The sequence below is a fragment of the Streptomyces sp. FXJ1.172 genome, assembly GCF_001636945.3.
GTDB lineage: Bacteria > Actinomycetota > Actinomycetes > Streptomycetales > Streptomycetaceae > Streptomyces.
Window position 1 is genome coordinate 8,483,950 of record NZ_CP119133.2, and the last position, 24,883, is coordinate 8,508,832.

Annotated in this window: 22 protein-coding genes; 4 read left to right on the forward strand and 18 right to left on the reverse strand. The window is 73.6% G+C overall.

The window, feature by feature from the left end; all coding sequences use genetic code 11:
* The first annotated feature begins 111 nt into the window (after window positions 1-111).
* Entirely contained in the window at window positions 112-984 is an 873-nt protein-coding gene (locus tag A6P39_RS38340; protein ID WP_067043829.1) for an SGNH/GDSL hydrolase family protein, read from the forward strand.
* A 130-nt stretch (window positions 985-1,114) separates the two neighbouring features.
* Here A6P39_RS38340 and A6P39_RS38345 read toward each other — a convergent pair whose 3' ends face one another.
* The 17 genes from A6P39_RS38345 to A6P39_RS38425 form a co-directional block, all read right to left on the reverse strand.
* Window positions 1,115-2,533 (reverse strand): zinc ribbon domain-containing protein, encoded by a 1,419-nt coding sequence (locus A6P39_RS38345; RefSeq protein ID WP_234378821.1) that lies wholly within the window; start codon window positions 2,531-2,533, stop codon window positions 1,115-1,117.
* A 4-nt stretch (window positions 2,534-2,537) separates the two neighbouring features.
* Window positions 2,538-3,101, reverse strand: coding sequence for a phage tail protein (locus A6P39_RS38350; protein ID WP_067043827.1), 564 nt, complete (start codon window positions 3,099-3,101; stop codon window positions 2,538-2,540).
* The gene (locus tag A6P39_RS38355; RefSeq protein WP_067043823.1) at window positions 3,098-5,056 is read right to left on the reverse strand and encodes a putative baseplate assembly protein; all 1,959 of its coding nucleotides are present in this window, start codon (window positions 5,054-5,056) and stop codon (window positions 3,098-3,100) included. Before A6P39_RS38355 ends, A6P39_RS38350 begins: the two co-directional genes overlap by 4 nt.
* Window positions 5,056-5,478: a GPW/gp25 family protein gene (locus A6P39_RS38360; protein ID WP_067043820.1), complete on the reverse strand. Its 423-nt coding sequence runs from the start codon at window positions 5,476-5,478 to the stop codon at window positions 5,056-5,058. The genes A6P39_RS38355 and A6P39_RS38360 overlap by 1 nt, the downstream gene beginning before the upstream one ends.
* Window positions 5,478-5,795 carry a PAAR domain-containing protein gene (locus tag A6P39_RS38365; protein ID WP_067043817.1) on the reverse strand — a complete coding sequence of 106 codons (318 nt, stop codon included), beginning with the start codon at window positions 5,793-5,795 and terminating at the stop codon, window positions 5,478-5,480. Before A6P39_RS38365 ends, A6P39_RS38360 begins: the two co-directional genes overlap by 1 nt.
* Window positions 5,796-5,830: 35 nt before the next feature.
* Window positions 5,831-7,657 carry a VgrG-related protein gene (locus A6P39_RS38370; protein ID WP_067043814.1) on the reverse strand — a complete coding sequence of 609 codons (1,827 nt, stop codon included), beginning with the start codon at window positions 7,655-7,657 and terminating at the stop codon, window positions 5,831-5,833.
* On the reverse strand, window positions 7,654-8,373 hold the full coding sequence (locus A6P39_RS38375) for a CIS tube protein (RefSeq protein ID WP_067043811.1): 720 nt from the start codon (window positions 8,371-8,373) through the stop codon (window positions 7,654-7,656). The genes A6P39_RS38370 and A6P39_RS38375 overlap by 4 nt, the downstream gene beginning before the upstream one ends.
* The gene (locus A6P39_RS38380) at window positions 8,373-8,798 is read right to left on the reverse strand and encodes a phage tail protein (RefSeq protein WP_067043807.1); all 426 of its coding nucleotides are present in this window, start codon (window positions 8,796-8,798) and stop codon (window positions 8,373-8,375) included. Before A6P39_RS38380 ends, A6P39_RS38375 begins: the two co-directional genes overlap by 1 nt.
* A 24-nt stretch (window positions 8,799-8,822) precedes the next feature.
* Window positions 8,823-11,864 carry a hypothetical protein gene (locus A6P39_RS38385; protein WP_159395992.1) on the reverse strand — a complete coding sequence of 1,014 codons (3,042 nt, stop codon included), beginning with the start codon at window positions 11,862-11,864 and terminating at the stop codon, window positions 8,823-8,825.
* A 4-nt stretch (window positions 11,865-11,868) separates the two neighbouring features.
* On the reverse strand, window positions 11,869-12,027 hold the full coding sequence (locus A6P39_RS38390; protein ID WP_179023800.1) for a DUF6760 family protein: 159 nt from the start codon (window positions 12,025-12,027) through the stop codon (window positions 11,869-11,871).
* A complete protein-coding gene (locus tag A6P39_RS38395) occupies window positions 12,024-12,524 on the reverse strand; it encodes a hypothetical protein (RefSeq protein ID WP_067043801.1) in 501 nt (166 codons plus the stop codon). Before A6P39_RS38395 ends, A6P39_RS38390 begins: the two co-directional genes overlap by 4 nt.
* Window positions 12,521-12,961: a phage tail protein gene (locus A6P39_RS38400; protein WP_067043798.1), complete on the reverse strand. Its 441-nt coding sequence runs from the start codon at window positions 12,959-12,961 to the stop codon at window positions 12,521-12,523. The genes A6P39_RS38395 and A6P39_RS38400 overlap by 4 nt, the downstream gene beginning before the upstream one ends.
* 35 nt (window positions 12,962-12,996) lie before the next feature.
* A complete protein-coding gene (locus A6P39_RS38405) occupies window positions 12,997-14,556 on the reverse strand; it encodes a phage tail sheath family protein (protein WP_067043795.1) in 1,560 nt (519 codons plus the stop codon).
* Between the two features lie 194 nt (window positions 14,557-14,750).
* Window positions 14,751-16,823 (reverse strand): ATP-binding protein, encoded by a 2,073-nt coding sequence (locus tag A6P39_RS38410; protein ID WP_067043790.1) that lies wholly within the window; start codon window positions 16,821-16,823, stop codon window positions 14,751-14,753.
* Complete coding sequence (locus tag A6P39_RS38415; RefSeq protein ID WP_067043787.1) at window positions 16,820-17,524, reverse strand: DUF4255 domain-containing protein; 705 nt, start codon at window positions 17,522-17,524, stop codon at window positions 16,820-16,822. The genes A6P39_RS38410 and A6P39_RS38415 overlap by 4 nt, the downstream gene beginning before the upstream one ends.
* A complete protein-coding gene (locus tag A6P39_RS38420) occupies window positions 17,521-20,685 on the reverse strand; it encodes a DUF11 domain-containing protein (protein ID WP_067043784.1) in 3,165 nt (1,054 codons plus the stop codon). Before A6P39_RS38420 ends, A6P39_RS38415 begins: the two co-directional genes overlap by 4 nt.
* Before the next feature lie 188 nt (window positions 20,686-20,873).
* Window positions 20,874-21,566, reverse strand: coding sequence for a LuxR C-terminal-related transcriptional regulator (locus A6P39_RS38425; protein WP_067043937.1), 693 nt, complete (start codon window positions 21,564-21,566; stop codon window positions 20,874-20,876).
* A gap of 257 nt (window positions 21,567-21,823) precedes the next feature.
* Between A6P39_RS38425 and A6P39_RS38430 the strand changes: the two genes are divergently transcribed.
* Window positions 21,824-23,155 (forward strand): COG1470 family protein, encoded by a 1,332-nt coding sequence (locus A6P39_RS38430; protein WP_234378819.1) that lies wholly within the window; start codon window positions 21,824-21,826, stop codon window positions 23,153-23,155.
* A 194-nt stretch (window positions 23,156-23,349) separates the two neighbouring features.
* On the opposite strand, the gene A6P39_RS38435 is transcribed toward A6P39_RS38430, so the two are convergent.
* Window positions 23,350-23,565 (reverse strand): hypothetical protein, encoded by a 216-nt coding sequence (locus A6P39_RS38435; protein WP_067043777.1) that lies wholly within the window; start codon window positions 23,563-23,565, stop codon window positions 23,350-23,352.
* A gap of 145 nt (window positions 23,566-23,710) precedes the next feature.
* Here A6P39_RS38435 and A6P39_RS38440 point away from each other — a divergent pair, with 145 nt between their 5' ends.
* Together A6P39_RS38440 and A6P39_RS38445 are read left to right on the forward strand one after the other, a co-directional pair.
* Window positions 23,711-24,073 carry a 5-carboxymethyl-2-hydroxymuconate Delta-isomerase gene (locus tag A6P39_RS38440; protein WP_067043774.1) on the forward strand — a complete coding sequence of 121 codons (363 nt, stop codon included), beginning with the start codon at window positions 23,711-23,713 and terminating at the stop codon, window positions 24,071-24,073.
* A gap of 88 nt (window positions 24,074-24,161) precedes the next feature.
* Entirely contained in the window at window positions 24,162-24,815 is a 654-nt protein-coding gene (locus A6P39_RS38445) for a maleylpyruvate isomerase N-terminal domain-containing protein (protein WP_067043771.1), read from the forward strand.
* Window positions 24,816-24,883: the final 68 nt, after the last annotated feature.

A 24,883-nucleotide genomic window follows, 5' to 3' on the forward strand; every position in this document is an offset into this window, starting at 1 on the left:
CGGCACCTCCCCTTGCTCTGAGCCGCCGTTTTCTCGTGCACCAGCACACGCGCGGGCACCGTCATGCCCGCCTGCTTCGTGTCCCCACCCGAGAAGAGGGAGCACCCTCCCATGCCCACGCCTGCCCTGCGCCGCGTCACAGCCGCGGCTTCCGCACTCGCCGGGGCCCTGGCCCTCGGTCTCACCGCCGCACCCGCCCAGGCCACGACCCCCCTGAACTACGCCGCCCTCGGCGACAGTTACAGCGCCGGATCGGGTCTCCTTCCCATCGACGTCAGCAACCTGCTGTGCCTGCGCTCCACGGCCAACTACCCCCATGTCATCGCCGCCCGCACCGGGGCCCGGCTGACGGACGTCACCTGTGGTGCCGCCGAGACGAAGGACTTCACCGAGTCCCAGTACCCCGGTCTCGCCCCGCAGGCGGACGCCGTCACCTCCGGCACCGACCTCGTGACGATGACCATCGGCGGCAACGACAACGGCACCTTCATCAACGCCATGCTGGACTGCGGTACCGAGGGGATCCTCAGCGGGGGCAAGGGCAGTCCGTGCAAGGACAAGTACGGCACGTCCTTCGACGACGCGATCGACGCGAAGACGTACCCTGCGCTCAAGAACGCACTGGACGCCGTCCGGGCCAAGGCGCCGAACGCCCGGGTGGCGGTGCTCGGTTACCCGTGGATCACGCCCGCAACGGCCGACCCGTCATGCTTCGCCCAACTGCCCCTCGCCGAGGGCGACGTGCCGTACGTGCACGCCCTGCAGGCCCACCTCGACGCCGTCGTGCAGCGTGCCGCCGAGGAGACCGGGTCCACGTACGTGGACTTCTCGCAGGCCTCCGAAGGGCATGACGCGTGCCAGGCCATCGGCACCCGGTGGATCGAGCCGCTCCTCTTCGGGACGAACATCGTGCCCGTCCACCCCAACGCGCTCGGCGAGCAGCGCATGGCCGAGCACACCATGAGCGTCCTCGGCCTCGGCTGACCGGACCCCGGCCCGGTTCGAGCCCGTGCAAGGCCGTCGACCCGGAGCACCGCACCGGTCACGAAGGAGGCACGGTCGCTCAGCAGCCACGCGGCGGCCCCGGCGATCTCGTCGGAGCCGCCGCGCGGGGTCAGCTCCGCTGGAAGAACTCCACCTCGGCGAGCGCGACATGACGCTGCCCGGTGAGTCCCGTGACCTTCCGCAGCACCATCCGTACCTTCACCACGTCGTCGGTCCCGGTCGTGATCGTCTGTGTTCCCGGCTTGTCGCTGAGATCGATCTCCTTGCGGTGCACCGAGCCGTCCGCCGATGTCACCTCCAGGTCCATCTCGAGCGCCCGCGCCTGACGGGCGTACTCCTCGGGCTCCGTCGACGCGCCGTTCGTGATGATGAGGTCGACCAGCCGGAACGGCTTTCCGAAGGTGTACGTGATCGAGGCCCCCGCCCCGGGCGATCCCCAGTAGCGGTTGCTGAGCCCGTCGGTGGTGCTCTTCGCCGGATGCCCGGGCACCTCGGCACTGGCCTCGACACGCACCGGGGTGACCGCCTTGGTGCCGCTGAGCTTGTCCCGGGTGTCCTCGAACAGGGCGCGCCCGGCGGGCAGCAGGAAGAAGCCGCCCACGCACAGCGCCACGACCACGGCCAGGATCACCAGGAACCGGATGCCCCGCCCGGAGCCCGCCCGCACCTGGCGCCGGAACGGCCAGATGGTCCGCCACCAGGGCAGCGGGGCCCGGTCCTGCGCCGGGGCCAGCGGGCTGGCACAGCGACGGCAGAACCGGCGGCCCGGCGGATTCGGCGTGCCGCACACCCGGCACGGCAGCCCGGACACCTCCGTCTGCGCCGGCACCGACCGTACGACGGGACGCGGCGCCACCGGTTTCGCGGGCTGCACGGGCCCGACGGACTCGGGCTCGGGCTCGGGCGACGCCGGGGCAGACGGCGCGGGGCGCACGGGTGCGGTGCCGTTGTCGGTCTCGGGTCGCGTGCGGGACGTGGCGGCGTCGCCGGCCTGCGCGCCACCGTGCTCCTCGTCGTCGGCGCCGACCTCGGCCGTGGGCGGTCCCCCGGTGCCGGCCTCCGCCGCGGCGGACGTCCCGTCGGCGCCGGCTTCGGCCGTCGAACTTCCGTCCGAGGTGGGGCCGTTGTCTCCGGCCGGCCTCTCCCCGGCCTGTGCCGCCGGTGGCGGGTCCGCCGGAGCAGCCGGCTGTCCCAGCGTGGTGGTCGTGCCTTCGCGGCCCGTACGGCTCGCGTTCTGCGGATCCCGCCGGGACCGGCCCGTCAGCCTGGTCCGCAGGGACGACGTACGAGGCGGCGAGGTGGGCGAAGTGCGGGACGTCCCGGCACCGTTGGCGGGCTCGGGCGCGGGCTCCGGCTCGGGCGGCGCCGCCGGCTCCGGCGGAACCTCGGCGGCCGGTGCCGGGGATGCCGGGGCCGGAGCGGACGACTCCCGCGCCCCCTCCTGCGACCAGCCCAGGTACGACCCGCAGTTGCCGCAGAAGTCGTCACCGGGGTCGTTGGACGCCCCGCACGCGGGACAGGCGCGCATGGCGTCACCTCCCTTCGTCGGCGGGCGGGCCGGGCAGGACCTCCACCCGGCACGGGACATGCACCGGACACAGGGACCGGACGACCTCACGGACCCGGCCCTCGTCCACCTCCGGATCGCGGCCCGGCCACACCCGGACCAGCACTTCGCCGGACGGCTCCGGCGGCGGTTCGGCGCCCGCGGTACGGGACCACACCGCCCCGCCGTCGCCGCTGACCTCGGCGTTCACCCCGAGGGTGAGCCGCAGCCGCTCCACCAGGCCGCGCCGGGTGCCGCGCCAGCGATGCAGCTCCACCGCGCGCACCACCGCCTCGCGGCGCAGCTCCGCGGACCACTCGGGATCGTCGGCGGCGCCCACCCACGACGCCAGCCAGGCCACGAAGTCGAGCGGTGCGACCCGGGGGTCGAGATAGGCGGACAGGTTGTCGAGCGTCGCGAACACCGGGGCGAGGACCGTGTCCAGACCCGCGGTGAAACGCTGGGCGAAGTCGTCGTCGGCGTACAGCGCGGGCAGCAGCCCGCCGATCGGATGCCGGCTCGGCAGGCCGGGTACGGCGGCACGGCTCACGCCTGGATCCCCCCGCCCAGGGGCTGCACGACGACCTGGTGCTGGTAGGAGAACACCAGCGCGCCCGCGGCCACGTCGATGCGGTCCGCCGCAGCGCCCCGCCGGCCGGTGATCGGGTCGGCGGCGAACAGCCGGATCTCCTCCACCAGCGCGTTGCCGGTGGCGCGTTGCAGCAGCCCGAACACCTCCCCGTACTGCACCGGCCGCCCGAACGGCCACCCGGTGCCGTCCGGTCCGCCGTGCAGCGGGTTGAGGTACCGGAACAGCGCGGCGAGCGCCGCGTCCCGTATCCGGTCGCCGTCCTCGGGGTCCGCCGCGAGCCGGGCGACGACCGTGACGCCCTGGTAGACCGGCGGCTCCACCACCAGCCGGGTCCCGATCAGCCGCCGTTCGTCCAGGCTCTCGGTGATCACGGCGAGCACCTGGTCCGACGGGATCAGCTGCTCGAAGCGGAGCCGGTCGCCCTCGTCGGCCACCGCGTCCGGCACCACCAGCACCCGCACCGCACCGGGGCCCTCCGCCGCCGGCAGACAGCGCACCCGGCGCACCGAAGGGGCCGCCTGCCGGGCGATGATCTCGTAGTCCTCGGCCGTCACCGCCCGCTCCTGCATCCGCAGCGCGTCCGGTGCCCGCAGCTTGGCGTTGGCGAGGGTCTCCCCGTCCACGCCGCCACGCGCCGCCTCCCGGTTGGCCACCCGCGCGACGTACGGCACCGAACTGCGCAGCACCGAGATCGCGCCCCGGGCCACATTGCCGGCCGGGCCGCCGCCGGTGCGATAGCGGGACACCCGTATCTGGGCGCCCTTCTCCGGTACCGCCCCGCACGGCCGCAGCGTCCCGTCGGGTTCGCGCAGCGCGGGCGGGAAGGTGAACTCGCCCGTGGTGGCGTCGACTTGGACATGCCGGTCGGTGGGTCCCGAGCGGCCGAAGTGCTCCACGACGTCCCAGCGCCGCCACCCGTCGGCCGAGGAGACCTCCACCACCGGCGGCTCGCCGTCCAGCAGCACCGGCGGCCGGCCCAGCCGGAACGTCTGGCCCGGCACCCCCTCCGACGCGCCGAGCGGTACGTCGGTGACCGTTTCGGCGTGCTCGACGGTGCCGGTGCCGCCGACCGTGAACACCGTCGCCTCCCGCACGGTCGGGGACTCCGAGTAGAACGGCTGGCCCGGCTGTGCCTCGGTGACCCGGCAGCGCAGCCAGCCCGCCCGGGTGCCACCGATCACGGACGCGGTGTGCGCCGCCGGGACGTACACGATCACCTCGCCGGGCCGGTTCAGACCGCCGGTGGTGTCCGAGCCGGTCTCGCACACCTGCCAGCGCCCGCCGTCCCAGGCCTCCCACACCAGCGGCGGCTGGCGCGGGTCCACACCGACGCCCTCCACCCGGCTGTCCAGCCGTACGGCGACGATGCACCGCGGCACGGCCGTGGGCAGCCCGAACAGCAGCGCGTCTCCCGGCTCGGGCGCCGGCTGGAAGCACCGTACGTCACGGCCCTCGGCCAGTTCGCGCGTCCGGTCGGCCTGCTCACCGGTCCGGGGCGCGGTCACCAGCCGGGTCAACTCGCTCGGCACGATGCGCAGTTCGGCCGTGGTGGCGAACACCACGGGCTCCTCCGCCTCGCCGTCCGCCGTGGTCACCTCGGTGCCGGCGGGCAGGGTCACCGTGTCGGGCTGGGGCGCCGAAAGCCAGAAGTCGACCTCCGCGCTCGCCGCCGCCGGCGGGAACAGCCGGATCCCCAGCAGGTCCAGGAAGGCCGTGTAGTTCTTGTCCGGCACCCGGTTCAGCCGGTACAGCAACTGGTCCACGAGATAGGCGAACGTCTCGATCAGGGTGACGCCCGGATCGGAGACGTTGTGGTCGGTCCACTCCGGCGCGCGCTGCTGCACGTACCGCTTCGCCTCGTCGACGAGTTGCTGGAACCGCCGGTCGTCCAGATTGGGGGAGGGCAGGGCCATCAGTCCGCGACCGCTTCCTCGGCCCCCTCCTCGGAGGGGATCGTGTAGAAGGGAAACACCAGGTTGCGCCGGTCGTTGGTGGAACGCACCGTGTAGCGCACGTCGATGTAGAGGGTTCCGTCGTCCACCGCGTCGAAGGCCACCACCACGTCGTCCACGGCGATCCGCGGCTCCCACCGCTCCAGCGCCTCGCGCACCTGCTGGGCGATCCGCCCCGCGGTGGCGCCGTCGCCGGGCGCGAAGACGTAGTCGTGGATGCCGCAGCCGAACTCCGGCCGCATCGGGCGCTCTCCGGGCGCGGTGCCCAGCACCAGCCGGATCGCCTCCTCGATCTCCCGTTCCCGCTCGACCATGGCGATCCCGCCGGTCGGCCCGACCCGCAGCGGGAACGCCCAGCCGCGGCCGATGAACCGCTCGCTCATCACACGCCCCCGATCTGGACGGTCAGGTCGCCGCCCGAGATCATCGCGCCGCAGGTCGTCTGGTCGCGCATCCGCGCGGCCGGCAGCCCGCCGATGAGGACGGGGCCCGAGGTGAGCGCGGCCGGGTTCGGCATGACCACGTTCCCCGGCCCCAGGGCCAGGTGCGGGGGCACCGCGCAGGTGTGCAGGCTGCCCACGACGGCGGCGGGACGGCCGCCGATCAGCACGGTCGCCACCCGCACAGCGGCGCCGGGCGGCGGGGTTGCGATCACACCGCCGTGGTTGGTGGGGTCTCCGGTACGGGCTGCGGCCGGCATGGGGTGCTCCTTGGGGAAAGTCGGGGAGGCGGGGGTCAGTTGATCCGGATGAGCTTGGCCTTGAGGACGCCCAGCAGACCGCCGTCGACGGTGACCTCCGACGAGCCGTTGACGCTCACGGTGCGGCCGCCGATCTTCACTCCGACCCGCCCCTGGATGTCCACGTTCCGGCCCGACACGCTCACGTTGCCCCGCCCCGCGTCCAGGGTGATGCCCTTCTTGTCGAGCAGGACGGAGCTGAGGGGTTGCCCCCCCTTCCCGGCGTACACCTTCAGCTCGATCCGGTCCCGCCGGTCGTCCAGGAACACCTCGAGGCGCTCGTCGGCGCTCCTCAGCCGCACCCCGGAGGGACCCGGCGCCCGTGCGTCCAGCAGCTCCACCCGGTGTCCCGAACGGGACACGAAGGAACGGCGGTTGACCTTCCCGCTGGTGCCGTCGACCAGCGGCACGTCGTGCTTCGAGGGCTTGTCCACACCGTTGTAGAGCCCGCCGATGACGTACGGGCAATCCAGCAGGCCCTGTTCGAAGCCGACCAGCACCTCGTCGTTGACCTCGGGACTCACCACACCGCCGCCGCCCTTGCCGCCCCACTGCACGGTGCGCACCCAGTCGGTGACGTAAGTGTCGTCCAGCCAGGGGAACTTCAGCCGCACGGCACCGCGCTCGGCGCCGGTCGGCTCGCGCACGTCCGTCACCACGCCGATCGCCAGACCCGGCATGCGCGGGCCGCGGCCCGGCGCGTTGGCGCCGGTCACCAGGCCCGTCAGGGAGCGGTCCGGGCTGGCGCTGACCCAGACCGTCGTCCGGTACCCGCCGTGCGGCTCCAGGACGTGCTGCACCGCCGTCGCCGTGTACTTGCCGGAGAACGCCTGACCGACGTTGCCGAGCGCCACCGGCTCGCCCGCCCGCAGCCGCGGGTTGCCCTCGGCCAGTACCTCCAGCTCGCCGAAGCCCGCGCTGACCTGATCGGCCACGGCGTCGGCGACCGCGGTGGTCTCGGCCTGGGTGCGGTACGGGGTGTCGGTGACGGTCAGCTTCGCCGACTTGCCGAACCGGGCGGCCAGCGCCGGGCTCAGACCCGGCACCACCGTGTCACTGGTCACCGACGGCTTGCGGGCCACCAGCGGCCGCTTCGTGGTGACGTCCCAGCCGCGTACCTCCACCTGCGAGGCCCCGTCCGCGGCCGACAGCGATGCCCGCAGCGCCAGCAGGTTGCGCCCGTACTCCAGCACCATCGGGCTCCGGGTGGCCGGGGTCGAGGGCGCGGGTGCCCCGGACGCCTTCTTGGGCCTGGTGAACTGCAGCACGCCCTTGTCGTCGACGCGCACCTGCGCACCGCTCTCGCCCGCCAGGTACTGCAGGAAGTCCCAGTCGGACACGTTCGCCTGCGAGAGCTGCTTGTAGGTGACCGGCGCGGCCTCCACCTTCCCGCAGGTCAGCCCGGCCCCGGCGGCCACCTTGCGGACGATCGCCGACGCCGTCATGTTCCGGTACGCCACCACCTTGCGGCCCCGCTGCAGCCGGTGCGCGACGGAGTAGGCACGCACGACCGTGAACGACCCCGTGGAGTCCCGGTCGATCTCCACGGCCGTGACCTCGCCGCTGAACAGCCGCTCTCGCGCCTGCCCGGCGACCGTCACCACCGACACGCGCAGCGGGGTGCCGAGGGTGATGCCGGTCGACTTCAGGAACTCGTGGTCGGGATCGCGGTAGGTCAGCACGGCGGTGTCCGGCAGGCCCACGTTCTCGTCCACCACACAGCTCACCAGCTGCGCCGCCCAGATCTGCGGCAGTTCACCGGGGGCCTCCACGACGGGGTCCGCCGCGAACGACCGGCCGCCGCGCGCCTCGGGTGTGGTCACCGCTCCTCCTCACCGCCCGCGTCCCCGAGCGCAGGCACCACCAGTTCGGTACCGGGCACCAGGGCCATCGGGTCGTCGATCCCGTTCGCCTCGGCGATCACCCGCCAGGCCGTCGCGTCGCCGTACTCCCGCCACGCCAGCAGCGCCAGGCTGTCCCCGGCCACCACGGTGTGCGTACTGCGGGCCGTGCGCGCACCGGAGGTCGGGTTCTGCCCCGGGGGATCGACGCTCGCTTCCTCGATCGACAGGGAGCAGGTCGCGCGCAGCGGCTTGCCGTCCACGTCGAACAGCGAGTACGTCACCGACAGGCTCGACAGCACCCCGTCGAACGACGTCGTACGGGCCGAACCCCACTCGAACCGCACCCAGGGACTCGCCGGCTTCTTCCGCGCGAGGCTCGCCGGGGTCGGCACGCACCCCTTCATCAGCTTCTCGACCGCCTGCTCGACCGAGTTGTCGTGCTTCGAGGTGGCGTCGAGGAAGACCTCCAGGCTCAGCTCACGCGGCCCGCTGCCCACGAACTCCGGCAGCGCCGACTCCCCGGCCATCCGGGACGGGGTACGACGCCACTCGGTGGACTTGCGCAGCTGCAGGGAGTTGGGGTTGAACTGGAGGTTCAGCCGCGCGATCGTCCCGCCGGGCTTCGCGCCGACCGCCGCCGGGGGTTCCTTCAGGGTCAGCTGTGCCCTGGCCACGCTGGTGCGGACGGAAGCCATCAGGAAGGCCTCAGTCCCTCGTGGGCGATCTCCAGCGTCTCCACCGCCGCCTGCGAGGAGGACGGGTCGAACGACGGCCCCTCCCAGCGCACCGGCACGATGCCGAGCACCTGCCAGCTGATGATCCGGGTCAGATCCGGCTTGAGCGCCACGATCTCGCCGTCCTTCGGTTCCACGCGCCGCAGCGTCTCGTCGAGCCAGCGTGCGATCTTCGCCGTGTCGGCGGTGACCGGCCGGGTGAGCGTGATGTTCGACCAGGTGACCCGGCCGGGCAGCTGCCAGGTGAAGCCGTTGTTGCCGCCCTCGGCGTAGGTCTCCATCTCCACCTGCGCCCCCATGCCGGAGCAGCTGTGGAAGGCACCCAGGTCGTTGCCGCCGATCGCGAGCCGGAAGAACACGCTCGTCGCGAAGATGTTGTCCGTCATCCGTTGCCCATCCGTTCCCTGTCCTCACCGGCGTCCGTCGTAGGGGCGGCCCGCGCGTTCCCGGCCGCGCCGCAGATCGGCCCGGAGCAGACGGGCCATCGGCTCCAGCAGGCGCCGCGCCAGCTCGTCCAGATCGATCCCGGAGTCCTGCGCGACCACCTCCGGCCGGACGGTGTCCTTCCCCTGGGCCTTACCGGTTGCCGCGGGCGCGGAGGGCGTCCGCTGCACGGCCCGCCCGGGTACGGCGGTCACCGGCACACCGGAGGGAACGGCACCGGCGGCGGTGCCGGCCGGCTCCCGCCGGACGACGGGTGCCGCCGGGGAGGAGGCACCGCGCGGCACACCCGCCGGAGTGCGGATGGCGCGGACCACGGGCACGGGCGGGCCCGGCTGCCCGGCCGGCCCCGCCGGGCGGCCCTGCACCGGGGGCGCCTGCGGATCGGTGACCGGCAGCGCCTGCGGGTGTACGGGTGCGGCTCGCTGGACGGAGGGATGCGGCCGCACGACGGGGACGGTGCGGCGGGGCTGCGCGGAACTCGTTCCGTGCGGGGACGAGTTGCGCGAGGACGGATTGTGCGAGGGCACGTCGTGCGAGGACGCGTTGTGCGGGGCCGGCGGCGCCGGGGCGGTGACGTTCCGCTGTATGTGCGGCGTGGCGGGTGCCGGTCGGTGCGCCGGGCCCGGTTCGCGCCGCCAGGACGCGGGGACGACCGGACGCTCGGGGGTACGGGCGGCGGCAGGAGGCGTAAAGCCTTCTGGGACACGGGTGTTGACCGTCAGCGGCCGGGCGGGGAGGAGGGCGAGGCTGCGGTGCGCCGGCCGGTGCTGTGCCGTGCCGGGATGTGTGTCGATGACACCGGGGGGCCGGTCGCCGGCGGTGTCCGGGGTCCGTCCGGGGGCGGAGACGAGCGCGGGGACGGGTTCGGGGGCGGGGGCGGCGATGGCCCGGGCGACGACGACCGGAGTGGCTCCACCGGCTCCCGCGCGGGCCGGTGCGGTCCGCGTCCCCGTGGCGGCCGGTGCCGTCGCAGGCCTGTCCGAGGAGGCTGCTCGGACCTCCGCTGCGGGCACGCGCTGCACGGGACCGGGTCCGGGTGCGGCGGAGGGCGCGGAGCGAGGGGCGCCCTGAGTGACCAGGGGAGTGGCGGGAGCCGGTGCGGCGCCCGGCGCCGACGGCGAAGTTCCCTGAGGGGCAGGGGAGTCGGGCGCGGAACCACGCCGTTCGGTGTCCGTCGTGCCCAGCAGGGGCGCCGTGCCCTCGGGGGGACCGGAGGGACGCTCGGGTGCGCCTGTGGCGGGGTGGTCCGGGCGCACCGGGGTGCGCTGGACGTGTGGGGTGCGCTGGACCGGCGGGACGGCCGGGGCGGCCGGAGTGATCGGACTGCCCGGGGCGGCCGGAGCGGTCGGGCTGCCCGGGGAGACCGGACGGCCACTGGGACCGGCCGAGCGCGGCACGTCCGCGGTCGACGGCATCGCCGGAAGCGGCGCCCCCAGCCCGCCACGGGCCCGGGCGCCGGACGGGCGCGCGGGGTCGGGCGCCGGGCGTGCCGCCTCGGGCCTGGCAACCGGTTCGGCCGTCGGCGTCCTGTCGCTCCGGGGTGTCGCGGGGGCGCCGCCGTGCGGGGCCGGCGTGGCGGCAGGGGCGTCCGCCTGGCGCTGCACGACGGGCAGGTCCGTACCGGCCGCCGGGCTTGTCGTCTGAGGCGTGCCGGCGGGCAACGGCCGTGCGGTGGCGGGAAGTTCGCTCAAGGGCTCGCCGAGCGGCGGCCGTATGCCGGGTCGTGCCGGGGCGGCGGCGCGCTGTGCCGCGGGCGTGGGATCGGTGTCCTGGCTCGCGGCGGGAGCGGCGGCCGGCTCACCGGGACGGACCGTGGGCCGCACCGCGGTGATCCGCCGTACGGTGACCGTCGTCCGCCGGGCGACGGTCAGCGCGGGACCGAGGGAGTGCGGGCGTACGGGAGTTCGCCCGGCCGCCCCGGGCTCCGGCGCACCGGAAGGAGCGGCCTGTTGTACGGCCCCGGGGGTGGTCAACCGTTGCGCTTGTCGTGCGGTGCGTGCGGACTCCGGTGTCGTACGCCGGCCCGACGCAGGCCGGGGCACGGGTGAGTCACCGTAGGTGTTCGGGACCACGGCGACGCGTCGTACCACCGGAATCTCCGGTCCGGGTGCCGGATGCCCCGGCTCGGCGTGCCGCACCGCAAGCGTGGCCTCGGACCCGCCCTCGGACCGCTGGACAGGCATCTTGGGCGCGGCAGCCGGCACGAGAGGATCCGCGGCCACGAGCGCACGGCTGGGCGCGGTCGTGTCCGCCTGGCGCTGGACGGACGGGGTCGCGGCCGGAGGACTTGTCCGCCGTGACGGGGTGTCAGCCACATGCGCGCGCCCGGCCGGACCGAGAGCCGCCGAAGTCGGCGAATTCGCCGAAGTCACCTTGCCCGCCGTGTCGTTGCCCTCATGGTTGTCCATGAGGGCGGGCTCCGGACGGGGGTTCACGGTCGGCGATGCGCCGGACCCGTCGGCGAAGTCGCCGCCTGCCCGGGGCGCGGACCGTGAGTCCTTCCGCCTGCCGGTGTCACGGGCGCCGGTCGCACGCTTCCCGCGGGACACCTGCGGAGCACGCGCGGCGGAGGACTGCCCGAGGCCGGTGGTCGGATCGGCCCCAGCAGGCTCTTCGGCGTCCGTGCGCACGGTGCGCAACAGCAGGGGGCCGCCGTCGGCGTAGGCGCCGCCCGGTGCGGCGGGGCTGGTGACACCGTGGATCAGGCCGACCGGGGCGGAGGGCACCAGCGCATGGCCGAGGCCGTTGTCGAAGGACGGGTTCTGCCAGGACGCGAGGCCCGAGCGGAAGACGAGACCGTCGCTGACGCCGAGCGGGGCGCGGGCCACGGTCGGCGTCAGCGGGGCGGTGCGGCGCCAGCCGCCGTCCCAGTCGCCCGGCACGGACGGACCGGCGGCGCCGGGCACGGGCGCCGGACCGCTCGCGCCCGAGCCGGACGTACGCGCGGCGGACCCCGGCGCGGCAGAGCGCGCCGCAGCCCGGCGGCGCAGTCTGTCCCGCCATGCCATGTACTCAACCACCTTCGTTCACGCGGGTGTTGATACGAGCGATCTCGGTCACCCACTGCCGGCGCTCGGCGTGGGTGAGGCCGAGGATCTCCTCGCGCTGCCAGTGGAAGTGATAGGCGATGTACGCGATCTCCTCCCGCAGCCGGGGGAGTGCGTACGTCACGATTCCCCCAGGCGCCCACCCGAGAGGTCGACCTCGAAGGCGCCCTCGCAGTGCGGGCAGGTCACCGCCGCGCGGGTGTGCCCCTCGCTGTTGACGCGGCGGTAGAAGTCCTGGAGGAACGCGACGTCGGTGGCGTACATCCGCTCCACGATCCCCGCGTGCACGTCGGTGATGGTGCCGAGCCGGGTGATCACCTGGCTCAGCAGCACCACGCTCAGATAGGCCGGGTTCTCCTTCACCCGCAGGTCGATCTGCGGCCGCAGCTCGTCGCGGGCGGTGGCCAGGCGCATCGCGCCGTGCCGGTGCAAGGTGCCCGCCTCGTCCACGTACCCGCGCGGCAGCTCGAACTCGAACTCCGTGCGCAGCCCGTGGTCCTGGGGCGGGGCGGGGCGAGCCGCCGGAGCCTGGGGCTGGGGTTGCTCGGCCGCCTGGGTGGCCGGCGCCGTCGCCTCCAGGAACTCCTCCAGGTTGCCCGCCGTGACCGTACGACGCCTCATTCGACGACGATCTCCTCGAACACGATCGTGACGGTCTCGGTGGCCGGGGAGGACTCGCCGGCCTTGAGGGAGGGGCCCTCCCACTTGGAGGCCCAGCCGTTCATGAGCTGGATACGGCGGACCGTGTCGCCCTTGGTGTCCTTGATCTCGATCGTCAGGTTCTGCCGGGCGGTGTCGACGGCACCGTTGTTGAGCGTCTCCTTGATCCACTTGGTGAACTCACTGCTCTTGTCGAGTCCCCGCGTGATCGTGATCTCGCCGGCCTGCCGCGCTCCGGGCTGCTTCCGGATGATCTGCTTGCCCGTCGACGTGACCTGCTTGACCTCGACGACCTCCTCCTCGACGGAGAACCCGCTGATCTCCTGGATCGACTCGACCATGTACCCGCCGAGCTGCACGCCGAAGACGTGTGTCGAAAGAGCATCGCCCTCTGCCATGACTGTCTGTCACCTTTCCTTGACCGACCCGCGGGTCACTCGTCGATGAGGCTGGTGCTGTCGGAGAACTGGGCCAGCCGGAACACCACGAACTCGGCGGGCTTGACCGGGGAGACGCCGATCTCGCAGACGACCCGGCCCTGGTCGATGGAGGTCTGCGGGTTGTTGTCACGGTCGCACTTGACGTAGAACGCCTCCTCGGCGGTGCGGCCGAAGAGCGCGCCGCGTCGCCATTCCTCGGTGAGGAACGCGGTGACGTTGCGCCGGATGCTCGACCACAGCCGGTCGTCGTTCGGCTCGAAGACCACCCACTGGGTGCCCAACAGGATGGATTCCTCGAGGTAGTTGAAGAGCCGACGCACGTTCAGGTAGCGCCAGGCCGGGTCGGAGGACAGGGTGCGGGCGCCCCAGATCCGGATGCCGCGGCCGGGGAAGGCGCGCACGCAGTTCACGCCGATCGGGTTCAGCAGGTCCTGCTCGCCCTTGCTGAGCCGGGTCTCCAGGTCCACCGCGCCGCGGATGACCTCGTTGGCGGGCGCCTTGTGCACCCCGCGCTCGGCGTCGCTGCGCGCCCACACGCCGGCGACGTGACCGCTCGGCGGGACCGTGGTGTTGCGCCCGGCCGCCGGGTCGAAGACCCGCACCCAGGGGTAGTAGAGGGTGGCGTACCGGGAGTCGTAGCCCGCCTCCTCGTTGCGCCAGTGGCGCACCTGCTGGGCCGTGAGCCCAGGCGGGGTGTCCAGCACCGCGACCCGGTCGCCCATCTGCTCGCAGTGCGAGATGACGGCGAGCTGGACGGTGCGCACGCCCTCGGCGTCGATGTCACCGCGCTGGTGGGCACCCATCAGGTCCGGCACCGCGACCATCGTGATCTCGTCGATGGCCTCGAGTCCGGCGAACCCGGTGCGGGCGCCGGCGTCACCGACGTACTCGGCCGGGTCGAGCCGGGACGCCGCGCCGGAGCCGGGCACCGCGGGTGTGGCCGGGGCGTCGGGCACCGCCACCGTCCCACTGGCCGGGCGGGACTGCGTGGCGTCGCGCTGCTCGGTGACCTCGACCAGCTTGGAGGCCCGGAGCTGGGTGACCACATAGCCCTTGACGTTCTTGCGGGTGGAGACGTCGTAGGTCTCGACGACCTGGTCGCCCTGGCGGACCAGCAGCTTGAAGCGGTCCTCGGGCGGGTTCTCGCCGTCCGCGTCGGCGATCTCCACGGACACACCGGATGCGCCGGGCCGGGCCGCGAACTGGAATCCGCCGAGCGCGACCGGTTCGGCGGCCCGGACCTCCCGGGGTCCCCGGCCGGTGTCCGCCGAGGCGGTGGCGCCGTCGCGGGCCCCGCCGATGCGCACCACGTAGGCCGCGCCGCCGCCGTTGGAGAAGTAGCCGTACACGGCGTGCGCGAGGTAGGTGCCCTCGGTGAAACCGCCGAACAGCTGGGTGTACTGGTCCCAGTTGGTGACCAGGGTCGGTTCGTGGAACGGCCCGCTCTGGGCGAATCCGACGAACGCGGCGACGGCGGTGCCGACCCCTTCGATCGGGCGGGCACCGGACTGCACCTCCTCCACGTACACGCCCGGGGTGAGGTACGTCGGCATGCTCGCTCCTTACATCCATCGGGTCACCTGCGTCGATGCCGAGTCTCCGAGGCGGGTGAGGCCTGGCGACAGGGGCGTGGGTACCTTGCCGGGGGCAACCGCGCTGCCTTTCCGGACGCCCGCACGGACCATGGGGGAAGGAACCCCGGCCCGGGGCGGCCGAGTTCGGTGAAGCCGCAGGTCGGCTGGGCACCTCAGGCGTCGAGGACGTCCGCCAGGTACGGCCCGAACTCGCTCTCCAGCACCAGCCGGCCGAGCTTGCGGTACTCCTGCACCACCGACGACACCAACTGCCGCATGGTGAGCGGCTCCTGGGACTCGGCGGCGAGGTAGGCGGCGGTCACCGCGCAGGCCCGGATCGAGCCGCCGGCGAGTTCGAAGCGGTCCGCGCAGAAGCCGAGGTCCAGGTCGGCGGCGCGGGGCAGCCGGTCGCCCAGGCACCGCTCCCACAGGGCCAGGCGCTGGGCGGCGTCGGGCACGGGGAACTCCGCCACCACGTCGAGCCTGCGGGTGAACGCCTCGTCCAGGTTGGCCCGGAGATTGGTGGTCAGCACGGCGATCCCGTCGAAGGACTCCATGCGCTGCAGCAGATACGCCGACTCGATGTTGGCGTGCCGGTCGTGCGCGTCCTTGACCTCCGAGCGCCTGCCGAAGATCGCGTCGGCCTCGTCGAACAGCAGCACCGCGTTGACCTGGGACGCCTCGGTGAAGATCCGTTCCAGGTTCTTCTCGGTCTCGCCCACGTACTTGTCGACGACCGTGGACAGATCGACCACGTACAGGTCCATGCCGAGGTCGGCGGCGACCACCTCGGCGGACATGGTCTTGCCGGTCCCCGACTCGCCCGCGAACAGCGCGATCACCCCGCGCCCCCGGCCGCCGCCCGGCCGCATCCGCCACTGCCCGAGCACCTGCTCGCGATGCCGGGCGCGCACGGCCAGCTCCCGCAGCCCGCGCCGGGTCGGGGCCGGCAGCACCAGGTCGTCCCAGCCGACGCCCGGCTCGATCCGGCGGGCCAGCCGGGCGAGTCCCGCGCCGCTTTGCGCCCGTACGGCGGCGCGCAGGTCCTCCGGGGAGACCGGGCGCCCGGCGAGGGCTGCCGTGCGCACGGCAGCCCTCGCCGCGCGGTGCAGTTGTCCGCCGTCGAGGCGGTGCGCCGCGACCGCCTCGGCGAGATCGCCGGCGTCGCCGCTCACGGAGGCGCCGGCCTGGGCGAGGGCGTACTGCCAGCGCGCGGCCTGCCGCTTCGGGGAGGGTGCGGTCACCGGCAGGACGACAGGGGTGTCGGCCGCCCACGCCGGGTCCCAGCCGTCCGCGCCGTGGGTGAAAAGAGGGATGCCGCGCAGCGCCGCGCACAACTCGCTTGCGCTGCGGACCCGTTCGACGGGCGCGGAGGGCAGCTCGTCCAGCGGGCCGAGGACGACTCCCGAGCCGGTGAGGCGGGCCTCCAGTGCCGCGACCCGGGCGAGCGCGGGCAGCTCCGCCGAGCGCCGGGCGAGCGCCGCCGCGTCCAGGACCAGCGTGTCCAGACCGGCCGTGCGCAGGGCCGCGACGGCGAGGCCCGGCGCGTCACCGCCCCGGGCCCGCAGATGGACCAGGCCCGGTCCGGACCGGGCGGCGCGGGCCGCCCGCCGCACCTCGTCGGGGTCGGCCGCCGGATCCTGGGCGGCCGTGCCGAGGACGCCGGCGAGCCGGGCGTCGGGCGCGGTGTCGCCCAGCAGATACGCCGTCACCCGGTCCGGCACCGCGAGGACCCGGGACAGCGGCGGGCGCTCCGGTTCGGTGATCTCCAGCAGCCCGCCCGCGACCAGGGGCGCCGCCGGGGCGAGCCGGAACCGGGCGGCCGAGGCCGGTGCGAGCCCGCACAGCTCCAGGGCGAGCCCGACCGTGGGCCGACGGCGGGTCAGATCGTCGTTGAGATAGCCGTAGAGCCGCTCGAAGCGGGCGTCCAGATCCGGGGCCAGCGCGATCAGCAGCAGGTCGAGATCGAGTGGCGACAGGCCGAAGCGTGCGGCGAGCGTGCCGAGGACCGAGCCGGGCGGTGGGGGCTCAGGGGCGTGGCCGGGTACGTCGAGGCCGCCGGGCTCGTCGAGGAGCCGCTGGGCGGCCTGCGGGGTGAGGTACTGCCCCCGGTACGGGTCGTCGGGGTCGGGGTCGACGGCGCGGCGGGCCGCCACCGCGCGGCGCACCCGCTCCTCGACCAGGCGCAGCCGTTCCCACAGCGGATCGACGCCGATGTCCGCGACCGTCTCCTCGAGGTACGTCACGGCTGGCGGCCTCCCCGGCGGCGGCGCGCGGGAGCCGGCCGCCGCTCGCGGGGAGCGGCGAAGCCCTCCGGCCCCGGGTCGCTCACCCCCTCGTACCGCAGCCGCCGGCCCGGCACGGGTTCCCCATCCGCCTGCCGGTGCGCGGAGCGCACCACGAGCCCCTCGGTGACCGGAGGTCCCGCGGCCCGGCTCGCCGCGGCGAGGGGCGCGCACACCCGGACGCCGAGGGACGCCTTCAGCTCGCCGCCGAGCGCCGACCACACGTCGGAGGCGGCCGGCGCGTCCAGGGTGGCCCCGGCGGTGTCCAGGGACACGGTCAGGCCCAGCTCGGCGAGCGAGCCGGTGAGATGCCCTTCGGGCAGCGCGTCGGCGGCCGCCAGCGTGCCCAGCACCTGCGACAGCAGCCGGTGTTCGTCCTGCGGGCGGCTCGCCCACGCGGTGACCAGGTACGTCAGCTCGAACCAGCGCGGCGGGGTGCGCCGCGCCACCACGTACCCGTCGGCGTCGTACACCTCGCCGGCGCCGCTGCCGCGCCGGGCCGCGTCCTCCCGGATGTCGTACAGGAACACGCACACGGTTGGCGCGGTACGGCGGGCCGCCCAGTCACGGGTCGGGGCGTCGAAGACGATCTCGACCCCCGACGCCTCGAGCCCGGACTCGCCGAGCAGCCCGCGCAGCGCCTCGTCGACCTCGTGGATCACCGGCGGGTCACCTCGTCGGGCGGCTGCACACTGCCGTTGACCACCAGGAAGCCGGTCTTCACCGGGGAGAATCCGGGCCCGCTCGCGGTGATGGTGCGCGGACCCGTCTGGTCCTTGGTGAGGATCAGCAACTGGCCGATGAAGGTGCCGTCCGGCCCCGGCACGGTCGGTACCGCTGCGGCGGTGATGCCCGGCTTCCAGGTGAACCGCACCGGCACGCCCGGCGGGAAGTCCTTGCCGCGCACCGAGGTGACGAAGCCGGGCTTGCCGATCGGCGGCACCGCGACGATCTTCGGCTGGAGGATCCGCAGCGTGGTCTGCGTCCGGTTGTCGCCCGGGTCGGCGTCCGTGCCCGTGGTGGTCAGGACGCCGGTGGCGCGGCCGGTCGTCGCGTGGTCGGGGGAGAGCACCACCCGTACGACCGTGCTCTCGCCCGGCGCCAGGTCCGGGAGCGCGCACACCCAGTCGCTGTCGCAGCCGGCGGGCGGCCCGCCGCCCGGGATCTGGGCGGGCAGAGCGATCCGCAGCCGCAGCCCGGTGGCCAGCGCGTTACGGCCGTTGCGCACGGTGTACGTCACCACGACCCGGCCGCCGACATAGCCCGGGTCGGGCTGGGCGGTGACCCGGACCCCGGGACCGGCCTTCGGCGCGGGCGGTGTCGGGGGCGTCGGAGGTGTCGGAGGTGTCGGGGGCGGGCTGGTCGGCGGGGCGGCCTTGCGCACCGGTACGACGGTCCGTGCGGTGTTGTCGCCGGGCTGCGGGTCGATGACACTGCCGGTGACCGACCAGTCGATGGGCTGGTCGCCGATGGCGCGGCCGGTCACCGTCACGGTCACCGGTACGGTCGTGCCCGGTGGCACCACCCCGATGTCGCACTGCAGGGAGGCGGCGTCGCAGCTGCCGCCCGGGCGGCGGATCCGGGTGACGGAGACTCCGGCCGGCGGTGCGATGGTCAGCCGGGTGCCGGGAGAGGCGGCCGGGCCGTTGTTGACGACGTCGACGCGGATGTCCGTGGAGTGCCCGACGGTGACCGCGGGCACCGTGCCCGGCGCGCGCACCGCCAGGTTCACCGACTGCTGGACGCCGGGCTCTTTCTGACGGCCCGGCAGTTCCAGGGTGAGTGCGCTCTCGTGACCGGTCGTGACGTTCAACAGGTGCAGTTTTTCAGGACAGTTGACCGGTGCATCGGTACGGGAGCTGTAGACGATCCCGTTGCCGTCCGCCGTCCAGGCCGCGTCGCGCGGCTGGTGCGGACCGGTGACCGAGGTGTCCGGCAGCTCCTGGTGGCAGCCGTCCGCGGTGGACCGCGCCGCTTCGGGCAGCAGTACCCGGCAGCTGTCGCCGGACGCCGAGGTGAGCAGCAGACCGTTGCGCTCGTTGACCCGGCCGCCGCCGTCCTTGCGGTTGAAGGCGATGAGGGTGCCGTCCGGGGAGAACGCGGGACTGTCGTCGATGACCGTGCAGTTGCCCGGGCAGATGGACGCGCTCAGGTCACGCTGCCGGTCGAGGGCGTCGACCGGCACGGTCCAGATGTGCTTGTTGCCGCCGCCCCCGTCGATCGTCATGTTGCGGGTGAACGCGAGCCGGGTGCCGTCGGAGGACCAGGTCGGCTGCGCGTCGCCGCCCGTCTGCTGCCCGGCGGGCGGGACGATCTCGCGCACGATCGCCCCGGTCGCCGCGTCGGCGACGAGGATCCGGCCCGGCCCCGAGGCGGAGCCGACACCGCCCGGCGAAGTCCGGGTGAACGCCAGGTACTTGCCGTCCGGCGAGAAGGTGGGGTCGGTGTCCCAGTCCCTCGGTCCGCGCCCCGCCAGCGGCATCGGCGCCGGGTTGGAGCCGTCGGCGTCCACCGTCCAGATCCGCTCGATCCGGTTGTCCGGACCGCCCTCGAACCGGGTCACCACGATACGGCGGCCGTCGGGTGTGTAGTTCTGCCGCTCGGTCCACGGGTCGTAGCCGGTCGCCGGCTCGAACAGCGGGTCCTTGGTCGGATCGGTGTTGGTGTCGGCCGCCGGGTCCTCGTCCAGGATGGTCAGTCCGAGGTCGCGCGGGTCGGCGCCGTCCATCCGGACGTCCTGGAGCGTCACCACATGCTCGCCGTGCGGCCCCGCGTTCGTGGTGCCGCCCTTCGCCGTGGTGCGGTCCACCACGACGTAACCGCCGCTCCGCGGGCCGGCCCAGGTCGGCGAGCCGACCGCGCGGTCCTCGCTCAGCACCAGGTTCGGGGCCGCCGAGGGATGGTCCACCTGGTACACATGGTCCCAGTCGCCCTGGCAGCCGCAGGTGCGGTCCGGGCTGAGGAACAACACCCCCTCCCCATCGGGCAGCCAGGCTGCCCCATGGGTCCGCCAGTCGGTCGAGGTGCCGGTGAGCAGCGGCTGGTCCCCGGCCGTGCCGCCGGTGACCCGCAGCCGCGGGCCCGTCGACGAGTCGGCAGTGTAGGTGTACGCGATGAGGTCCCGGTGCGACCCGTCGTCCACCGGGTTCCACACGGGCTCCGTCGCCGTGCCGAGCGCGCCGGTGACCCGGTTCGCGGTGCCCCCGGCCAGCGGCCGGACGTAGATCTGGAACCCGAGCACCGCATCGCCGTTGCCGGAGTACGCGAGGCGTTTGCCGTCCGGTGAGACGGTCGGACTCTCCTCGTCGGACGGCGTGTCGGTCAGCCGGGTCAGTCCGGTGCCGTCGGTGCGCACCAGCCACAGGTCACGCTGCTTCTTGCCGTTCGGGCCGCCGGGTTCCGCCGAGTCGAAGACCACGGCCTTGCCGTCCGGGGTGAGCCGGGGGTGTGCCGCGTCCCGGCCACTGGTCAGCTTGCGCACCGAGCCGTCCGGAGCGCGCAGGTAGATCTGCGGATTCTTCGAGTCGCGGCGGCTCGCGAACACCATCGTGTCGCCCAGCGCCGACGGCTGGACGTCGAAGTGCGCCGGACCCGCCCCGAACAGCGGGTCGCTGGTCTTGGCGTCGACCACCTTGCCGAGGCTGCGGTGCCCGGTGCCGGCGTAGGCGATCCGGGTGGCGGAGGCGGTGGGCGCCTGCGGCCGGGCCTCGGCGCTGTCCGGGCCCGAGGCCGCGGTCACCGCGAGGAGCGGGACCAGCAGGAGCAACGACGCGCCGAATCTCCCCAGCCGGCGCTCCCCGCCGGGGCCAGCGGTGCCGTTCACGGTCCACCTCGCAGTCTTGGAACACCAGGATGTGCCCCGCCACTGTGCGCCCGCGCGCGTGTCGCGCGGCAGGGCGGCGGGGCCGTGTCCGGGGGAAGCACGGGCTGCGCTTTCGGGCAGCCGGCGGGTGCCGGGCGCGCTGCGGGCGGGGGGCTGCCCGCAGCGCGCCCGGATACCGGACCGGTGTGTCAGATCAGCCCGTTGCGCAGCGCGTAGCCCACCGCGTGGGCCCGGTTGCGCAGCTGCAGCCGGGTGGTGATCTCATGCAGCACGTTCTTGACGGTCCGCTCGGAGTACGCGGTCTTCTGCGCTATCTCCGCCGTGTCGAAACCTTCCGCCACCAGGCGCAGCATGTCCGCCTCGCGCGCGGTCAGCGTGGACAGGGCCAGGCCGCGGGGGTCGAGCGCCGAGCGCTGCAGACCGCCCACATGGGTCAGTAACTTGCCGAGCAGGTCGCCCGGGAGCACGCCCTCACCCTTCGCCATCGCGAGCACCAGGTGCAGCAGCCGGTCCTGGTCCGCCTCGGCGCGCCGCAGCACGGCCGCGACACCGCACTCGATGACCCGCTGCAGCGCCGCCGTCTCGAACGTGCCGACGACGAGCCCGGTGCGGGTGCCGGGATTGCGCTGCAACCGTTCCAGCAGGGCTATGACTTCGTCGTCCACGGCGTCGACGACCACGAGCGACGTCCGCGCCCCGTCCGCCTCGGCCTCGTCGACCAGTTCCACCTCGGGGCGCTGGCGCAGCTGGTGGACGACACCGATGCGCAGCACCAGGTCCTGGGCGTAGACGGCGACGGACACCCGGCGCGGCCGGTCCTCGGGCGCGGTTCGGTGTGTGGTCGCGGCGGGGTTGGTCGCGCGTGGTGTGCGGGCGGTCATGAGCGGGATCTCCTTCACGGAGCCGGACATACTGAGTACCTGTTTCATGACGAGAAGAGCGGAGAGGGACACAGGAGGCCAAGGAGGCGCGCGGAACGCGCGATACCGCTCCAACGGCGGACCACGCGCCGTATCGGCAGAGTTCAACGGCCGTACCGATCAGCGGAGTTGACCTTGACCGCTCGGGGCACGCCGACTGCCCGGGTGTTGCCCTCGCACCTCTCGTGGCACCGCGGTGCCGGTTCTACGGTCGTGGCGTGACGCCATCTGCAGCCTCTTCTGGACCCGGAGCCCCCGGCCTCGACATCGCCGCCGTGACGGTGACACCGGGCGGTACCGCCTCCACCAGCCTGACCGTCCGCAACGACAGTGACATCGTCGAGGCGTACACCCTGGAGGCCGTGGGCGACTGCGCGGCCTGGACCACCGTGGAACCCGCGCGGGTATCGCTCTACCCCGGTACCTCCGAGACGGTGACGATCCGCCTGGCCCCACCGCGCTCCCCGGAGGTCCGCGCGGGTGATGTGCCGCTGGGCGTACGTGTGTTGCCGGCCGAGCACCCCGAGTCGGTCACGGTGCCCGAGACCACGGTGCACATAGAGCCGTTCCACGAGCTGCGCACCGAGATCCTCCCGCGCCGCCGGCGCGGCTGGCTGCGGGGCCGCTACCGGCTGGCCGTGCGCAACGAGGGCAACACACCGGCCCAGGTCTCCTTCGCGCCGGAACAGGCGGGGGAGGAGCTGAAGTTCGGCTTCATCCCCGCCGAACTGGCCCTGGAGCCCGGCGAGTCGGCGGAGACCAGCCTGCGGGTGCGCACCGGCAAACCGGTCTGGTTCGGCAAGCCGGTGGTCTGGCCATTCACCGTGCAGGCCACCGACGCCGTGGCGCAGGAGGACGCCGAGGGGCCCGGAGCGCTCGTACGGCCGCCGCTGGAGGCGGAGTTCGTCCAGATCCCGGTCTTTCCGAAGTGGCTGCTGGCGCTGCTCGCGGCGCTGCTCGCGCTGATCCTCGCCTGGTTCGCGCTGGTCCGCCCGGCGGTGCGCAGCGCCGCCAAGCAGGCGGCCAACGAGGTGGTCCAGCCCCGCCCGACACCGGGCGGCGGCCAGAACGGGCAGTCCCCCGGGACCGGTTCGGGCAAGGGCACGGGAGCCCAGCAGGGCGGCCAGGGCGCGAACCCGTCGGGCACCGGCGGCGACAACCCCGGCGGCACGGTGTCCGGGACGGGGGCCGGGCAGCAGAGTTCGACCACCATCGACGTACAGACGTCCGGCGGAGGGGACAAGACCGGGACCTATGTGGTCCCGAAGGGCAAGATCTTCGGTATCACGGACATCGTCGTCGCCAACTTCCAGGGCGACGAGGGGGTCATGACCATCACGTTCGGTGACCGGAAGATCACCACGATCGCACTGGAGACCTTCCGCAACCAGGACTACCACTGGGTCACCCCCATCAAGATCCCGGAGGACGCCACCGTCACCATGAACGTGACCTGTGCGAAGCCGGGGACGCCGGCCACCGGCAGGCAGGCGACGCAGTGTCATGAGGTCCTGAATGTCAGTGGTGTGCTCAACGACGTCACGCGGTGAGCTGGTTCCTGCGGACATCGTTCGCCTCGTGTGGCCCGAGGGGAAGAGGTGACTCTTACCTCGACCGAAAACCGACACGAGAGTGGATGTAACGTGCATGTTTCAGTCGCCGCCCCGCGTCCTGGAATCAAGCCTTCCGTGCGGTCGCGGGCCCGGCGCTCGAAGTAACGCGTGCCGGAAGACGATTGGCCGGTTTACGCGCCGCCGTCCTGCCTGTGCGGGACGGCGGCCGTGTCTTCCGGCGGCGTGCCGAAGGACTGCTTCGGCAGCCGGCGGCCGGACAGCGGCACGGCCGCGCCGGGAGCGAAGCGGTAGCAGGTCACCAGGCCGTGCCCGGGTGTGACCCGGCTGCTCGCGGCAGAGCCGGTCCGGCTCAGCCGTCCCGGCCGCCGCAGCGGCGTCGGCCTCACCGCTCACGCCCGCGAAATCGCGGCGCGTATCCGCGCGGAGCGGGAGTGATCCGGCGGGCGCGAGGGGGGTGCGGTGCAGGGCGTGGACCGCATGAGGGAAAATGGTTGCCTAGAGAAACCAGCGGGATCGTGTGAAAGGTCCTCCATGCCGCACCTCACCATCGACTACTCCTCCCACCTGACCGGCGCCTTCGACCCGGCCGGCCTGGTGAAGGAGCTGCACCCGCTCGTGGTCGAGGAGTCCGGCACGACCGGCGTGTGCAAGACACTGCTGCGCCCGGTGGAGACGTACGTCGGCGAGCACCCGAGCCGGGAGGCGGCCTTCGTGCACGTGGAAGTGGGGTTGATGCCCGGCCGGCCCGAGGCGCTGAAGACGCGGCTGTCCGAGGGGGTCCTGGCGCTGCTGGAGAAACACCTGCGAGTGGAGGGCGTGCCCGATGAGGCGGTCTTCTCGGTGGAGGTGCGGGACCTCGGCGGCTCCTACCGGCTGTCGCCGTCCGCGCGCTGAACCCCCGGCCCCTCGCGGGGGGCCGCCCTGTCCGCGACGAGCCCGAATTCGCTTGAGCGCCGTTCCGGTCGCGCACTAGGTTGCCCGGATGGATCCGTTCTTACCTGCCTGGGCGGCGCTGCGCACGGCGGTCGCCGAACTCCCGGACGAGGACTTCGAGCGGCCGTCCGGGTGCGCCGGCTGGCTGGTGCGGGACCTGGTGTGCCATCTGGTCATCGACGCCCAGGACGTGCTGATCACCCTGGTCACGCCCGCGACGGGCGAGGCGACCGTGGACGCGGTCACCTACTGGAACGTCGTCGAACCCCCGACCGGCGAGGATCCGCTGGATGCGCTGGTTCCCCGGCTGGCCGCAGCCTACGGCGAGCCGCGGTGGCTCAAGTTCCACCTGGACGACGTCGGTTCGGCCGCCGCCCGTGCGGCCGGGCTCGCCGATCCCGCCGCGCGCGTCGGCACCCGCGACGAGGTGCTGACCGTCGGCGACTACCTGTCCGCGTACGTCGTCGAATGGACCCTGCACCATCTCGACCTGATCGCACATGTGCCTTCGGCCCCCGAGCCGCCCGCCGGGACACTCGCGGCGGCACGCGCGTCGCTGGAGAAGATCGCGGGCGTCGTCTTCCCCGCCCCGCTCTCCGACACCGACGCGCTGCTGATCGGCACCGGACGGCGTCCGCCGACCGGAGCCGAACGGGACGTACTGGGAGATCTCGCCGCGAGGCTCCCCCTTGCTCTCGGCTGAACGGATCCTCGTGCCCGGCCGAGCAGCACCTTGTGTCCCCGCGGTCCGACACGGCCCGGACGAACGAC

Coding starts and splice junctions, on each gene's coding strand:
- A6P39_RS38395 (WP_067043801.1), bottom strand. CDS start 12,524: ATGAGGCGTCGTACGGTCACGGCGGGCAACCTGGAGGAGTTCCTGGAG.
- A6P39_RS38340 (WP_067043829.1), top strand. CDS start 112: ATGCCCACGCCTGCCCTGCGCCGCGTCACAGCCGCGGCTTCCGCACTC.
- A6P39_RS38425 (WP_067043937.1), bottom strand. CDS start 21,566: ATGACCGCCCGCACACCACGCGCGACCAACCCCGCCGCGACCACACAC.
- A6P39_RS38405 (WP_067043795.1), bottom strand. CDS start 14,556: ATGCCGACGTACCTCACCCCGGGCGTGTACGTGGAGGAGGTGCAGTCC.
- A6P39_RS38365 (WP_067043817.1), bottom strand. CDS start 5,795: ATGCCGGCCGCAGCCCGTACCGGAGACCCCACCAACCACGGCGGTGTG.
- A6P39_RS38400 (WP_067043798.1), bottom strand. CDS start 12,961: ATGGCAGAGGGCGATGCTCTTTCGACACACGTCTTCGGCGTGCAGCTC.
- A6P39_RS38445 (WP_067043771.1), top strand. CDS start 24,162: ATGGATCCGTTCTTACCTGCCTGGGCGGCGCTGCGCACGGCGGTCGCC.
- A6P39_RS38375 (WP_067043811.1), bottom strand. CDS start 8,373: ATGGCTTCCGTCCGCACCAGCGTGGCCAGGGCACAGCTGACCCTGAAG.
- A6P39_RS38345 (WP_234378821.1), bottom strand. CDS start 2,533: ATGCGCGCCTGTCCCGCGTGCGGGGCGTCCAACGACCCCGGTGACGAC.
- A6P39_RS38355 (WP_067043823.1), bottom strand. CDS start 5,056: ATGGCCCTGCCCTCCCCCAATCTGGACGACCGGCGGTTCCAGCAACTC.
- A6P39_RS38440 (WP_067043774.1), top strand. CDS start 23,711: ATGCCGCACCTCACCATCGACTACTCCTCCCACCTGACCGGCGCCTTC.
- A6P39_RS38360 (WP_067043820.1), bottom strand. CDS start 5,478: ATGAGCGAGCGGTTCATCGGCCGCGGCTGGGCGTTCCCGCTGCGGGTC.
- A6P39_RS38385 (WP_159395992.1), bottom strand. CDS start 11,864: ATGGCATGGCGGGACAGACTGCGCCGCCGGGCTGCGGCGCGCTCTGCC.
- A6P39_RS38380 (WP_067043807.1), bottom strand. CDS start 8,798: ATGACGGACAACATCTTCGCGACGAGCGTGTTCTTCCGGCTCGCGATC.